This is a genomic window from Nocardia salmonicida NBRC 13393 (assembly GCF_001613085.1).
GTDB lineage: Bacteria > Actinomycetota > Actinomycetes > Mycobacteriales > Mycobacteriaceae > Nocardia > Nocardia salmonicida.
The window spans coordinates 56,262-69,318 of record NZ_BDBR01000036.1 but is presented as its reverse complement, the minus strand read 5'-3'; the positions used below and the strand labels follow the sequence as shown (position 1 = coordinate 69,318).

The 13,057-nt window shown below is 66.1% G+C and carries 12 protein-coding genes; 6 read left to right on the top strand and 6 right to left on the bottom strand.

Going from position 1 to position 13,057, the window contains the following annotated elements:
* Window position 1 precedes the first annotated feature (1 nt).
* Together NS1_RS28665 and NS1_RS28660 are read right to left on the bottom strand one after the other, a co-directional pair.
* Window positions 2-1,900 carry a glycosyltransferase gene (locus tag NS1_RS28665; protein WP_062989463.1) on the bottom strand — a complete coding sequence of 633 codons (1,899 nt, stop codon included), beginning with the start codon at window positions 1,898-1,900 and terminating at the stop codon, window positions 2-4.
* Between the two features lie 109 nt (window positions 1,901-2,009).
* Complete coding sequence (locus NS1_RS28660; RefSeq protein ID WP_062989462.1) at window positions 2,010-2,498, bottom strand: GtrA family protein; 489 nt, start codon at window positions 2,496-2,498, stop codon at window positions 2,010-2,012.
* Window positions 2,499-2,762: 264 nt separating this feature from the next.
* Between NS1_RS28660 and NS1_RS28655 the strand changes: the two genes are divergently transcribed.
* Both NS1_RS28655 and NS1_RS28650 read left to right on the top strand, forming a co-directional pair.
* Window positions 2,763-3,731, top strand: a complete 969-nt coding sequence (locus tag NS1_RS28655) for a glycosyltransferase family 2 protein (protein WP_062989461.1) — start codon at window positions 2,763-2,765, stop codon at window positions 3,729-3,731.
* Window positions 3,728-5,254, top strand: coding sequence for a DUF2142 domain-containing protein (locus NS1_RS28650; RefSeq protein WP_062989460.1), 1,527 nt, complete (start codon window positions 3,728-3,730; stop codon window positions 5,252-5,254). Before NS1_RS28655 ends, NS1_RS28650 begins: the two co-directional genes overlap by 4 nt.
* A gap of 22 nt (window positions 5,255-5,276) precedes the next feature.
* Here NS1_RS28650 and rfbB read toward each other — a convergent pair whose 3' ends face one another.
* The gene (rfbB, locus tag NS1_RS28645) at window positions 5,277-6,278 is read right to left on the bottom strand and encodes a dTDP-glucose 4,6-dehydratase (RefSeq protein WP_056822210.1); all 1,002 of its coding nucleotides are present in this window, start codon (window positions 6,276-6,278) and stop codon (window positions 5,277-5,279) included.
* Window positions 6,279-6,603: 325 nt separating this feature from the next.
* Here rfbB and NS1_RS28640 point away from each other — a divergent pair, with 325 nt between their 5' ends.
* Entirely contained in the window at window positions 6,604-7,302 is a 699-nt protein-coding gene (locus NS1_RS28640; RefSeq protein WP_062989459.1) for a DUF8020 domain-containing protein, read from the top strand.
* Between the two features lie 115 nt (window positions 7,303-7,417).
* Here NS1_RS28640 and NS1_RS28635 read toward each other — a convergent pair whose 3' ends face one another.
* Window positions 7,418-8,461, bottom strand: coding sequence for an alpha/beta hydrolase (locus NS1_RS28635; protein WP_084504584.1), 1,044 nt, complete (start codon window positions 8,459-8,461; stop codon window positions 7,418-7,420).
* Between the two features lie 244 nt (window positions 8,462-8,705).
* On the opposite strand from NS1_RS28635, the gene rfbA reads away from it, so the two are divergent.
* The gene (gene rfbA, locus NS1_RS28630; protein ID WP_056822215.1) at window positions 8,706-9,578 is read left to right on the top strand and encodes a glucose-1-phosphate thymidylyltransferase RfbA; all 873 of its coding nucleotides are present in this window, start codon (window positions 8,706-8,708) and stop codon (window positions 9,576-9,578) included.
* Window positions 9,579-9,581: 3 nt separating this feature from the next.
* A complete protein-coding gene (locus tag NS1_RS28625) occupies window positions 9,582-10,133 on the top strand; it encodes a dTDP-4-dehydrorhamnose 3,5-epimerase family protein (protein WP_056822216.1) in 552 nt (183 codons plus the stop codon).
* Window positions 10,134-10,193: 60 nt separating this feature from the next.
* On the opposite strand, the gene NS1_RS28620 is transcribed toward NS1_RS28625, so the two are convergent.
* The gene (locus tag NS1_RS28620) at window positions 10,194-11,672 is read right to left on the bottom strand and encodes an MFS transporter (RefSeq protein ID WP_218019985.1); all 1,479 of its coding nucleotides are present in this window, start codon (window positions 11,670-11,672) and stop codon (window positions 10,194-10,196) included.
* An 85-nt stretch (window positions 11,673-11,757) separates the two neighbouring features.
* Here NS1_RS28620 and NS1_RS28615 point away from each other — a divergent pair, with 85 nt between their 5' ends.
* A complete protein-coding gene (locus NS1_RS28615; RefSeq protein ID WP_056822221.1) occupies window positions 11,758-12,177 on the top strand; it encodes a MarR family transcriptional regulator in 420 nt (139 codons plus the stop codon).
* Here NS1_RS28615 and NS1_RS28610 read toward each other — a convergent pair.
* The gene (locus NS1_RS28610) at window positions 12,161-13,006 is read right to left on the bottom strand and encodes a helix-turn-helix domain-containing protein (protein WP_062989457.1); all 846 of its coding nucleotides are present in this window, start codon (window positions 13,004-13,006) and stop codon (window positions 12,161-12,163) included. The genes NS1_RS28615 and NS1_RS28610 overlap by 17 nt on opposite strands.
* Window positions 13,007-13,057 lie beyond the last annotated feature (51 nt).

Genomic DNA, 13,057 nt, shown 5'->3' with positions numbered 1-13,057 from the left:
GTCAGCTCGGGTCGATGCCGTACAGCCGCGCCCAGTTCTCCCGGCTTGTGAGTTCCGGTACGGCCCTGCGGTATTCGGCCTGCAGCGCCGGGAGTTCCTTACGGAGCTTGCGCAAGGTGCGGTAGGCGCGAATGAGCAGTGCACGAGCACGAGCCTTGTCCCGACGACGCACCCGCACGCCGGACTGGGAAGCATCGGTGACCACCACATGCTCGAACAGGCCGATGTGCCACCAGTGCGCGTCTTCGCGGGTGACGCCGATCAGACCGGGCTGGGTGCGGCCGGTCCACTGGGTGATCGCACGCTTGATCAGCACGAGGGTGACGCGGCTCGGTTCGCCGCTGGCCCGGCGCACGGAGATGTCGGCGGAGTTCACCGGCGGGGTGGCCGCGGGGTGCTTGATGGTTTCGGGGTAGTCGTTGCGGCTGCTTCGGGCAGCGGCCAGCGCGTCGATACCGCCGTCGCGCAACGCCTTCGGGCCCTTCATGAAGTCTTCGATGCCCTGCAGGGTGGTGTGCACCAGCCCGTACTGCATGCCGACGAGGTGCTCGGCGATGTAGCGGAAGAATTCGCGCGTGATCGCCTTGCCGTCGAGATCGGTGTGCAGGGCGCCGACGATGAGCGAGTTACGGGTGGAGAAGTACCGCGCCCAGTCGTCGTAGTCCTTCCAGTAGAAGTCGGCGTGCCAGACGGCGGCGTTGGGCAGGGTGACGGTGACGAAACCGTGCTCGCGCGCCCGGATGCCGTATTCCACGTCGTCCCACTGGAAGAAGATCGGCACCGGCAGCCCGATCTCGGCGACCACCTCGGCCGGGATCAGGCAGGTCCACCAGGCGTTGTAGCCCGCGTCGACGCGACGCTCCTGGTTCTTCTTGAGCATGGAGGTGTTGCGCAGTGCCTTCGGCACCTTCTGGCCGTGCTTGAGCTCGTGCAGATGCACTTCTTCCGCGCCGACATTGAGGTAGTCGGGGTTGAGCAGGAACAGCATCTGCGCGCCGACCAGGGTCGGTTCGACGGTCAGGTTGGCGAACGCCTGTAGCCGGAGGACGGTCTCGGGCTCGCAGAGGATGTCGTCGTCCATCAGGATGACGTCGGCGTGCTCGTTGGCCGCCGACACCTCGTACAGGCCGCGGGTGAAGCCGCCCGCGCCGCCGAGGTTGGGCTGGCGGATGTAGCGGAGCTTGTCGCCGAAATCCGGGCGGACCTGCTGGAACAGCGGGCGGTCCTCGACCAGATCGGTGCCCTGGTCGACGACGTACACCGCGTCGATCGCGGCCAGCACGGTCGCGTCCGACGCCAGCGCGGCCACGGTGTGCGCGCAGTCCTCGGCCCGGTTGAAGGTGCAGATCGCGATGGCGACCGGACGGACCTTCTCGGGCGCCTGCGCGGTCCAGGCGAGCTCGGTGATGTCGAGTTCGCCCCCGACGGCATCGAACTCGAGCCACAGCGCGCCACCGTCGACGTACTGATCCAGCGGCGCGGTGAGCGAGACGTACCCGCTGCTGGTGGCCACCAGCGAGGCGATGATGCGGCGGTGCCCGGCGATATCGGAGGCCACCAGGCGCACGTTCGCCTTGTCACCGACAGTCAGCTGCGCACCCACCGACACCTCGGTGACGGTGGTCCAGCGCTGCCAGTAACTGGCAGCCAACCGGCCGAAGTAGGTGTTGGTGTGTGCGGTCGCGCCCTTCGGCAGGTGCAGCGAGTGCCGTTCCCGGACCGCGGCACCCCCCTTGACGACCGCGTAGAGGTCATCGCTCACCCGCGCCGACGGCCCGGTGAAGATGCCTCGGGCCAGCACGAGCCGCTCGGGCGCTGAGTGTTCACCCCGCAGCGATGCGGGCGCGGCCTCGCGCCGATCGTTCGATTCGGTCACGGCTTTGGTAGCCGACTGCTCCATGAAGTCCTCGAAATTCTCGGTATCGACTGCGCCGGCGCAGGGAGTCACGTAAAAGTGGGCGTCGCGGCGGGCGGGGCGAGGATATCAATCGCGCGCCGCCCTCGCGTGGTCAGTGAGGTGTAGCCGCACCCCGCGCGTGTTGCTCAGCGCTTGCCGACGGTCCGGTGAAAACGAATTTGCTGTAGGCCCAATAGCGGAATACGACGGCCATCGTCTGGCCGACCACAGTGGCGGAAATGTTGTCCGCCAGCGGTGACGACAGATCGAGCACATATCGGGAAAACCCGAGGCAGCCGAGTTGCAGGAGGATCGCTACCACATTGACGATCGCGTACAGAAGATATTCACGAGCGGGGCTGTCGGACTTGCGGTGCGAGTAGGTCCACCACTTGTTCCCGAAGTAGGTGACCACCGTCGCCACCACGATCGCGATGATCTTGGCGACCAGCGGCGAGTGATAGAGCACACCTTCGGAGAAGGAGAATCCCCCACCCCAGAACACCAACAGGTTGTAAGTCCCCGCATCGACGAGAAACCCGATAGCCCCGACAACAAGGAACGCCGCACCCTGCCGCAACCCCGCTATCACCTTCGACATGAAGGGAACAGCAGACGGTTCAACTGATTGCGACACGCCATGACGGTAGCCAACCCCACCCCCGACCCCTAGGGAGGGGCGGCCACGAAGTGGCCGGTTCGCGGCCGGGTCGCCGGTCAGGCGCCGTTGCGTAGGCGACGAAGGAGCAAGCAACGGTGCCTGACCGGCGGCCCCTCAGGGCCGCGAACACGCGGCGCCCGCGCCGCCAAAAATCCTGTAGCCTCCCGGTGTCCCACTGCTGCCTAACTCCGAGGATTGACCCGGGTGGACTCCACCGAGCTTCGCATTGCCGCCGTGGTTCCCTGCCACAATGAAGAGGCCGCGGTCGCCAAGGTCGTCGCCGACCTCAAAGCCGCCGTGCCGGGGATCGTCGTCTACGTCTACGACAATCTGAGCACCGACCGCACCGCCGAATGTGCCCGCGAGGCCGGGGCGATCGTGCGCTACGAGAACACCAAGGGCAAGGGCAATGTGGTGCGCCGCGCCTTCGCCGATATCGATGCCGACGTCTATCTGATGATCGACGGCGACGACACCTACGAGGCGTCGGCCGCTCCGCTGATGATCAAGACGCTGCTCGAGGGCCCCTACGACCACATTCTCGGCGTGCGCAAGCAGGACGCCGCCGATGCCAGCGCCTACCGCAGCGGCCACGAGACCGGCAACAAGGTGCTCAACGGCGTAGTCGGCAAGGTCTTCGGCGAGAACGTCGAAGACATGCTGAGCGGTTTCCGGGTGTTCTCGCGCCGGTTCGTGAAGAGCTTCCCCGCGGTGTCGCGGGAATTCGAGATCGAGACCGAGCTGACCGTGCATTCGCTGCACCTGCGCGTTCCGCAGACCTCGGTGTCGGTCGGTTTCCGTGACCGCCCCGCTGGCAGCGAGTCCAAGCTGCGCACCTACCGCGACGGCACCAAGATCCTCGCGCTGATCCTCGGCCTGGCCCGCCACGAACGCCCGGTGGCGTTCTACGGCCTGTTCGGCACCGTGGCCTGGCTGATCTCGGTCATCCTGACCGTGCCGATCGTGATCGATTACTACAACACCCACCTGGTGGCACGGTTCCCGACGCTGTTCCTGGCCTTCACGCTGCTGCTGCTCGGTAGCCTCGCCTGGACAGCGGGCCTGATCCTCGACGGCATCCGTCGCTCGCGCCATGAGACGGCGCGCCTGGTCTACCTGCGCTATTCGGCCGCCGGGGTGCGCGAGGACGTCGCGGCCGGAGAGCCTCGGTGACCACCTCTACCGAGCCCGAGACGACGGCTGTCGAACCCAGCGAGACCCCCGCGCGTAAGGATCGAGCGTTGGCGCCGGTGCGCGCGCTGACCCAGCGGTTCGGCGCCGCCACGGTGGCGTTCGCGATGGTCGCGACCGTGTTCGGTGCCGTGTTCGCTGTGCTCACCCCCGCCTTCTGGGGCCACGACGAGATCACCCAGTTCGGCCGCGCCTACCAGGTCGCGCACGGCGGGGTGTTCCCCCAGCGCATCGTCGACGATCGCGGTGTGGCCTACGGCGGCCAGATTCCGGTCTCTGTGGACGAACTGATGGGCTACGCGTTCATCGACTACAACGACAACCCCGAAGAGCCCGACGCGATGGTGGCCGACCCTGCCGCCTACGACCGGCTCGGCGCGGCCGAGATCTCCGCGACGACACGGCAGATGTGGTTCACCAACACCGCCGCCTACTCTCCGGTGCCGTATGTGCCTGCGGCCGTTGGCATTCGGCTGGGCGAGGCGCTCGGCCTCAACGTGGGTGGCCTGTATTTGCTGGCACGGTTCGCCGGACTGGTGGCCTATCTGGCGGTGGTCGGATTCGGGCTCTACGCGCTGCGTGAGCGGCGTAGCCAGTGGCTGGAATTCACCGTCGCGGTGCTGCCGATCGCACTGTTCCAGGCGGGCACCGTCACCGCGGACACGCTCACCAACGCACTCGCCATCATGGTGTCGGCGTTGCTGCTGAAAGCGCTTTTCGTCGGTGATCGATTGCACCGAGCCGAAACCGCCGCGCTGCTCGCCGCGACGATCGCGCTGCCGCTGAGTAAACCGACCTACGTGCTGCTGGCGATGCTCGTCGTGGTGGTCCCCGCCGACCGGCTCGGTTTCGCCGGAAAGCTGAAATTCCTTCCGTGGGCATTCGCGGTGACAGGCGGGGTACTTTTCCTCGCCTGGACGAAGATCGCGGCGCCCACCGGCGACGGCATGGGCCTGATGCGTCCACCCCATCAGTGGGGTCAGGTGCGTCCGGGCGACCAGCTGAAGGGAATCCTCAGCGACCCGGTGCAATTCGTGCATACCTTCGGCGAGAGCATCGCGCTGCGCGATCATCGCTGGTTCAACCAGTTCTTCGGGGAACTCGGTTTCGCGTATGTGGACGCACCGGCGATCTCGATGCTGGCGTGCCTGCTCGCTTTCGCGGTGAGTTTCGGCATCGTCGACCGAATGAGTACTGCCACCGCCACTTTCCGTCGCACGCTGATCGTGGCGCTGACGGTACTGGCGAGTGTGGCGATGATCTACGTGACTTTGTACATGTCGTTCACGCCGGTCGATTTCTACATAATCGACGGCGTCCAGGGCCGGTATTTCGTGCCGCTGGCGATCATGGCGCTTGCGGTGCTCGCACGTGTAGTACCGCTGCGGCTCTCGAATGCCGACGGGGTGATTCCGGCCCGCGGAACCGCCATCACCGTGGCCTGCGCGTCGACTTTCGCGCTTATCGCTACCGCCGCAACGTATTACACCGTCGTCTGGGGATAATTCCCCAGACGACGGTGGGGGTTTACAGCGTCTTTTCGCCCGCGGCCGCGTAGGCGCGTTCGGTATCGGCCTTTTTCGATCGCCACCAGTTCTCGTTGTCGCGGTACCAGGCAACGGTGTCGGCCAGCCCGGCCCGGAAGTCCGCGTAGCGCGGTGACCAGCCCAGTTCCTCACGCAGCAGGCTCGCGTCGATGGCGTAGCGCTGATCGTGGCCTGGACGATCCGTCACATGATCGAAATCGGTGGGCTCGCGATCGAATGCCTGCAGGATGAGCTGGACGACAGTGAGGTTATCGAGCTCGCCCTGCGCCCCGATCAGATATGTCCGCCCCGTGCGGCCGCGCTCGAGAATGTCCCAGACCGCGCGGTTGTGGTCCTCCACGTGAATCCAGTCGCGTACCTGATGACCTGCGCCGTAGAGGCGCGGACGCACCCCGTCGATCAGATTGGTGATCTGACGGGGGATGAATTTCTCCACATGCTGATACGGGCCGTAGTTGTTCGAGCAGTTCGACAGGGTGGCGCGGATACCGAACGACCTGGTCCAGGCGCGTACCAGCATGTCGCTACCCGCCTTGGTGGCCGAATACGGGCTCGACGGGTTGTAGGCGGTGGACTCGGTGAAACCCGGCTCGTCGGGGGTCAGATCGCCGTACACCTCGTCGGTGGAGATGTGGTGGTAGCGCACATCGTGGCGCCGCACGGCTTGCAGCAGCGAGTAGGTGCCGACGATATTGGTCTGCACGAACGGCCACGGCTCGGCCAGGGAGTTGTCGTTGTGGGATTCGGCGGCGAAATGCACCACCGCGTCCACCCCGCTGACCAGATTGTCGACCAGATCGAGATCGGCGATATCGCCGTGCACGAATTCGATCCGATCCGCTACCGGATCCAGCGACGCCCGGTTGCCCGCGTAAGTGAGCGCGTCGAGCACGGTCACTTGGACATCCGGGCGCGTGGCCACGGTCTGCTGGACGAAATTCGCACCGATGAACCCGGCCCCGCCGGTTACGAGCACTCGCACTCGGACAACGATACGGGCATTCCGAGAGCCCTCGTGACGAAAGGGCCGCCTTTATGCGTTGCTGGAACGTCTCCGACCTGTGACTCGGCCTCTATTTACACTGTGATCTATGTCATACTACCTGCAAGTAGGTTAAGACTAGGAGTTGGTTTTACTGAGAAAAACCCCGGTCAACGCTCAGGTTTCTATCAGCGCACCGGCATCGGGGTATCAATGGTGAACAAAACTTGAACTAACAGTCACAGCAGGTTCACCTCTGGTTAGCTGCGGGAGCTTTTGATCTACACGTCCCCTCCGCACGCTCCAAACTTGAGGTTCAACAAAAATGCTGATGAGGAAATTCGCCGCCACGTCGGCGCTGCTGATTGCTGCTATGGGCGTCACCGCCGGCACCGTCAACGCCGCGCCGGTCGAAGAGGCCGCCCCGATCAACTACACCGCCGAGGTTGTCGACGGTTCCAAGTCCGTCATCACCACCGACGCGGGCTCGCTGGTCGTCGAAGACGGCGCCTTCAAGATCAAGGCTGCCAACGGCACCACCGTCGCCGGTACCCCGCTGACCTTCCGCCTCGACGAGTTCGAGCTGCCGATCGCGGCCGAGATCTCGGGCAACACCGCCACCCTGACCCCGCAGCTGGACCCGGCCAAGGCTGTCTACAAGCCCGTCGCCCTGCCTTACGAGAACGTAGCGCCGTGGAAGACCGAGTACGAGCGTGAGCAGGCCGCCTGGAGCCGTCTGACCTCCACCATCTCCATGGGCGCCACCATCGGCACCCTGGGCGGCGGCCTCGCCGGCGCTGCCATCGGTTGTGTCACCGGTGCGGCGATCGGCCTGGTCGCGACCGGCGTGCTGCTCGCTCTGTTCGGCGCGGGCCCGCTCGCGGGTTGCGTCGTCGGCGCTACCAGCATCGGCGCCCTCGGCGTCATCCTGGGCCAGATCTTCGTCACCGCCCCGGTCGCGATCGGTGCTGCGATCCAGTACTTCGCCACGATCGGCCAGCCCTTCACCCCCCCGGCCAAGTAATTTCGCCGTAGGACAGAAGGAAAGCGGCCCCGCTCGGATCTCCGAGCGGGGCCGCTTCGTTCACGTTCGAGGTGGCTCGGTCGGCCGACCGTGATCAGAACCGCCCGAGCCGTTCTCAGGCCGTGCGGGCCCGCTGGGCCGGTTCCACCGCGCCGCGGACGAACTTCGCCACCCGTCCCAGCGCCGAACGACTCTCCGGCATGCTCGGCAGGATGCTCATGAACGCGTGCACCTGCCCACGCCACAGCTCCAGCGTGTTCGGCACGCCCGCGGCGGTGAGCCGCTGGGCCATCAGTTCACAGTCGTAGCGCAGCAGTTCGTCCTCCGCCGCGATGAGCAGGACCGGCGGCATTCCCGCCAGGTCGGCGTTGACCGGCGACAGCGCGGGATCGAGCGGACCTTCGTGCTCGGCGCCGAGGTGGACAACAGCCTCGAGCCCTTTCAGCGGAAGGTAGGCATCCCGGTTGACATTGACGTACCCCTCTTTGGCCCGGTAATCCAGATCGAGCAGCGGACTGAGGCCGACGAGGGCGGCGGGCAGCGGCAGGCCGATCTCGCGGGAGCGGATCGCGGTGGCGAAGGTCAGGAACCCACCCGCCGAATCACCGGCGAACACGATGCGCGCCGGATCGGCGCCGTGGCGAAGCAGCCAGCGGTATGCGAGCACGCAGTCGTCGATCGCCGCGTCGATCGAGCCGGGCAGCTGCCGGTATTCGACATTGAGTACGGGCAGTCCGGTGCGCCTGGCCAGTCCAGCCGCGATCGCGCGATGCGTCTGCAACCCGCAGACCGCGAATCCGCCGCCGTGCATGTACAGCACCGCGCCGTGGCGCAGCGCGCGCGAGCCGCCCGCGGGCCGCACCATCTCCATCTTGAAATCGCTGAGCTGGATCTGCTCGCGTTCGATGCCGTGGGGTTCGGGCCGCAGCCGCGACAACAGGTCGACCGCGACGGCGCCGACCGGAATGGTGGCCCGGTTGATCGGCACGGTGCGCAGCAGCGGTCCGATCAGGCCGAGGCAGGCGCCCATCAGGACCCGCGAGGAGGTGCTGATCCGGCCGGAGTTGACGATGATGCCCGGCTCCGGCCTACTCGTGGTGCCGATCGGGGCCACGGGCGCGAGCCCACCCATCACGCCGGTGATCTTCGTGGTTACCATCGCGCACCTACCTCACAGCTGGCGCGTCGACCCCTGATCAAGGCGTAACCCCCCGGATCGGATGTCGGCGCTGACATCTAACACAGTGATGTTTCACACATCGGAGCTCACATAATCAGATGAGCGCCATGTCTGTCTCAGTTATCGCCCGACACACCCGGCCATCAAACGTTCGTGATCAATTCGACGACGTGTCGGAACCTCCCCGTCTCCGGGGAGGAGGGAACTGGCAGACTTGCCACCTATGCGCGGAATCATCTTGGCGGGCGGCACCGGCTCACGGTTGCACCCGATCACGCGCGGGGTGAGCAAGCAGCTCGTCCCGGTCTACGACAAACCCATGGTCTACTACCCGCTGTCCACCCTCATGCTGGCAGGGATCGACGACATTCTGGTGATCACCACGCCGGAGGACGCCGACGCGTTTTCCCGATTGCTGGGCGACGGCAGTCAGTTCGGCGTCGCGATCAGCTATGTGGTGCAGCCCGAACCCGACGGCCTCGCACGGGCCTTCGTACTGGGGGCCGACCACATCGGCACCGAACCCGCGGCGCTGGTCCTCGGCGACAACATCTTCCACGGACCCGGTCTCGGCGCCAGCCTGGAACGCTTCCACGACATCGACGGCGGCGCGGTGTTCGCCTACTGGGTGAAGGACCCCACCGCGTACGGCGTGGTGGAGTTCGATCACGGCCGCGCGGTCTCCATCGAGGAGAAGCCGAAGGTCCCGCGCTCGAACTACGCCATCCCCGGCCTCTACTTCTACGACAACGACGTGGTCGAGATCGCCCGCGAGCTACGCCCGTCGGCGCGCGGGGAGTACGAGATCACCGACATCAACCGCGCCTATCTCGAACAGAACCGGCTCAGTGTCGACGTGCTGGCGCGCGGCACCGCCTGGCTCGACACCGGCACCTTCGACTCCCTGCTCGATGCCGCCAATTACGTGCGCACCATCGAGGAACGTCAGGGCCTCAAGATCGGCGTGCCGGAAGAAGTGGCGTGGCGGCGCGGCCTGATCTCCGACGAACAGCTGTGCAAGCTCGCCGAACCGATGGTGCGCTCGGGCTACGGCCGCTACCTGCTGGATCTGATCGACCGCGGAAAAGACTGGTAACGCATGGAGTTTCGTGAACTGGCGATCCCTGGCGCCTGGGTGGTGACCCCGCGTCTGCTCGGCGACGACCGCGGCATGTTCTGTGAGTCGTTCAAGGCCTCGGAGTTCGAGAAGGCCACCGGGCGCCCGTTCGAACTGCACCAGGTGAACACCTCCGTCTCGGCGGCCGGGGTGCTGCGCGGGATCCATTACACCGACGATCCGCCCGGTCAGGCCAAGTATGTGACCTGTGTACGCGGTGCGTTCCTGGACGTGGTGGTCGACCTGCGACCCGGCTCGCCGACCTACGGCCGGTGGGACAGTGTGTTGCTCGATGACGTGTCGCGCCGCTCGGTGTTCCTGTCCGAGGGCCTCGGCCATGCCATCCTCTCGCTGGAGAACCGCTCGACGGTGACCTACCTCTGCTCGCTTGAGTACTCCCCCGAATTCGACAGGGACATGGACGCTTTCGATCCGCGCCTCGCTATCGCCTGGCCGACCGAGGGCCGCGACGGCCGCCCGCTGACCTACGTTCGCTCGGCGAAAGACGAAGCAGCGCCGAAGTTTTCCGACTGATTCACGTGAAACGCTGAACGGCACCACCCGCGCGAGGTGGTGCCGTTCGGCGTTATCCGATCAGGCGACCGGTTCGAGAACCTTCGCCTCGACGACCGGTGTGTCCTGGGCGGGCTTGCGGAACCTGGGCAGGAACACCGTCAGTGCGACCAGCGCGCCGACGATGGTGACGCCCGCCGCGAACTCGAGGCCCGGCCGGTAGGTGTCGAGCATCTGTTGCGGAGTGGCACTCGTTCCGTGCCCGCCGGAGGTGACGATGGCGGTGGTCACCGCGAGCACGATGGCCGCGCCGACCTGCATGGAGGTCTGCAGCACGCCTGCCGCGAGACCCTGTTCGTCGTCGTCGATACCGCTGGTGGCCTGCACATTGATCGCCGGGAAACCGACCCAGCCGATGCCGATCAACAGGATCGCGGGCAGCAGCACGGTGAAGTAGCCGGGTGCCGTGTCGATCCGCAGGAACAGCAGGTAGCCGATCGCCATCACGCTCATGGTGACCGCGATGACCGGCCCGGTGCCGAAACGGTCGATCAGCTTCTCGGAGAAGAACGCCGACCCGACGACCAGGATGCCCACCGGCAGCAGGGCCATCGCCAGCTTCAGCGCCGACCATTCCAGGGTGTCCTGCATGTACAGGGTCACGATGAACTGCCAGGAGAAGTACGAACCGGCGACCGCGATGATGGCCAGGCTGGCTCGCACGAGCGAGGCCTTGCGCAGGATGCCGAGGCGAACCAGCGGGTGCTTCACGCGCTGTTCGGTGACGACGAACGCGGCGAACAGGGCGATCACGGCGAGGAACGAACCGATGGTGCGGCCCGAGGCCCATCCGACTTCCGGCGCGGTGACCACGGTGTAGACCAGCAACAACATGCCCGCCGTCGACAGGAGCGCACCGAGTAGATCGTGTCCGCCCTCTTCGGCCTTACCGTCCTCGGGCACCAGCGCGAACGCGGCGATCAGCGCGGCGACGGCGATCGGGACGGGCAGCAGGAAGGTCCAGCGCCAGCCGACGCCGGTCATCAGGCCACCGAACAGCAGACCCATGGAGTAGCCGCCCGCACCGAAGACGGTGTAGATCGACAGCGCCTTGTTGCGCGCTTTTCCTTCGGCGAACGTGGTGGTGATGATCGACAGGCCGGTCGGCGCGGTGAACGCGGCGGCCAGGCCCTTGACGAAACGGGTGGCGATCAGCAGAGCGGGGTCGCTCACCAGGCCGCCGACCAGTGATGCGACGGCGAACACCGCGAGTGCGATGAGGAAGACCTTGCGGCGTCCGAGCAGGTCGGCGGTGCGTCCGCCCAGCAGCAACAGGCCGCCGTAGCCGAGGATGTAGCCGCTGACGAGCCACTGCAGGGTGGAGGTGGACAGATCGAGTTCGGCGCCGATGGACGGCAGCGCGACGCCGATCATCGAGACGTCGAGCCCGTCGAGGAAGAGAACGATGCACAGAGTGATCAGCATGCCCCAGAGCCGGAGGGGCCACCTGGTGGGATCGGTCGCCTGATCTGCGGCCGAAAGCGTTGCTGGCGAAGTCATGCGGAGGACATTACATGCGTGTGCATTAATTGCCAACACATAAAATGCCGTTGCATGAACAGGGGCGGACCACTAAGATGAGGCCATGAACCCGGCCGCAACGTCAGCTCGGCGCACTGAAGCGCCCACCGAGCTGGTCGGTCAGTGGCGCGAACTGCTCGGCAGGCATGCCGCCGTGAGTTGCGCCCTGGAGAAGGCGCTCCAAAGGGACCACGAGATCGGCCTCAGCGAATTCGAAACGCTGGACCGGCTGGTCGACGCGGCGTGTCAGAAGTACCGCATGACGGAACTGGCCCAGGACATCTACCTGAGCCAGAGCGCGCTGTCGCGCGCGGTGGCCAGACTGGAACGCGACGGACTGGTCGAGCGGAGCATGTGCGATCTCGACCGTCGCGCCATCTTCGTCCAACTCACCGACAAGGGCAGGGCGGTCTACGACCGCGCCCTGCCCACCCACCGTTCGGTGCTCGCCGGGTCGTGGGACAGCCCTACAGCGTGCCCGTAGCCGCCACGGTGATGTCGGTGAACGCCCGCCGGTAGCGGTCGCATTCGGCCGGTTTGTCCAGATAGCTGCTGCCCGCGAAGGTTTCCACGTAGACCACCGGCGGCTCCGGTCGATCCACCGAATCGTCGACCCCGAAATCCAGGATCACGAACCGGCCGGATTCGAGACCGGCGTGATAGCCGGAATCGCCGGGAACCACCTGGATGCGCACCGTGTCGCGCTCGGCCAGCTCCCGCAATCGCGCGAGCTGGCCCGCGCGCACGCGCTCGTCACCGATGAAGCGGGTGAGCACCGACTCGGCCAGCACCACGTCCAGCCGCAACGGGGCATCGGCCCTGGTGACCAGGGCCTGCCTGGCGGCGAGCACCCGCAGCCTGCGCTCGAGCTCTGCCTCGGTCAGGTCCGGAATCGTTTGCTCGAACAGCGCTTTCGCGTAGTCCTGAGTCTGCAACAGCGCCGGGATCAGGCCGTCCTCGTAGAGTGCCAGCCCCGACGCGGCTTCCTCGAGGCCGATGTAGACCTCGAAGCCCTCCGCGATCACATCGCCGTAGCTCGTCCACCAACCCCGCGCCTTGGTTTCGCGAGCCAGGGCGGCCAGCGGTTCGACCAGATCGGCCGGCGCGCCGTACACCTTGCACATGGCCTCGACGTCGAGGCTGCGCAACGACGTCTGCCCCGTTTCGATCCGCCAGATCTTCGCTTCCGACCACTCCAGTTGCGCCGCCGCGGTTCTCGTTGTCATCCGCGCACGATTGCGCAGGTCACGTAAGTGCCTGCCCAACTGCCTGCGCGGCATCGTGGAACCCGTGACGCCCTGTGGTGAAGCCATACTTCCCCCCTGTATCCGAACTCCGGCCTCCGGACAGAACTTTCGGAGACC

Excerpts from the sequence above, each read along its gene's own strand:
- NS1_RS28665 (WP_062989463.1), bottom strand. The coding sequence starts at position 1,900 with ATGGAGCAGTCGGCTACCAAAGCCGTGACCGAATCGAACGATCGGCGC.
- NS1_RS28660 (WP_062989462.1), bottom strand. The coding sequence starts at position 2,498 with ATGTCGAAGGTGATAGCGGGGTTGCGGCAGGGTGCGGCGTTCCTTGTT.
- NS1_RS28640 (WP_062989459.1), top strand. The coding sequence starts at position 6,604 with ATGCTGATGAGGAAATTCGCCGCCACGTCGGCGCTGCTGATTGCTGCT.
- NS1_RS28635 (WP_084504584.1), bottom strand. The coding sequence starts at position 8,461 with ATGGTAACCACGAAGATCACCGGCGTGATGGGTGGGCTCGCGCCCGTG.
- rfbA (WP_056822215.1), top strand. The coding sequence starts at position 8,706 with ATGCGCGGAATCATCTTGGCGGGCGGCACCGGCTCACGGTTGCACCCG.
- NS1_RS28625 (WP_056822216.1), top strand. The coding sequence starts at position 9,582 with ATGGAGTTTCGTGAACTGGCGATCCCTGGCGCCTGGGTGGTGACCCCG.
- NS1_RS28620 (WP_218019985.1), bottom strand. The coding sequence starts at position 11,672 with ATGACTTCGCCAGCAACGCTTTCGGCCGCAGATCAGGCGACCGATCCC.
- NS1_RS28615 (WP_056822221.1), top strand. The coding sequence starts at position 11,758 with ATGAACCCGGCCGCAACGTCAGCTCGGCGCACTGAAGCGCCCACCGAG.
- NS1_RS28610 (WP_062989457.1), bottom strand. The coding sequence starts at position 13,006 with ATGGCTTCACCACAGGGCGTCACGGGTTCCACGATGCCGCGCAGGCAG.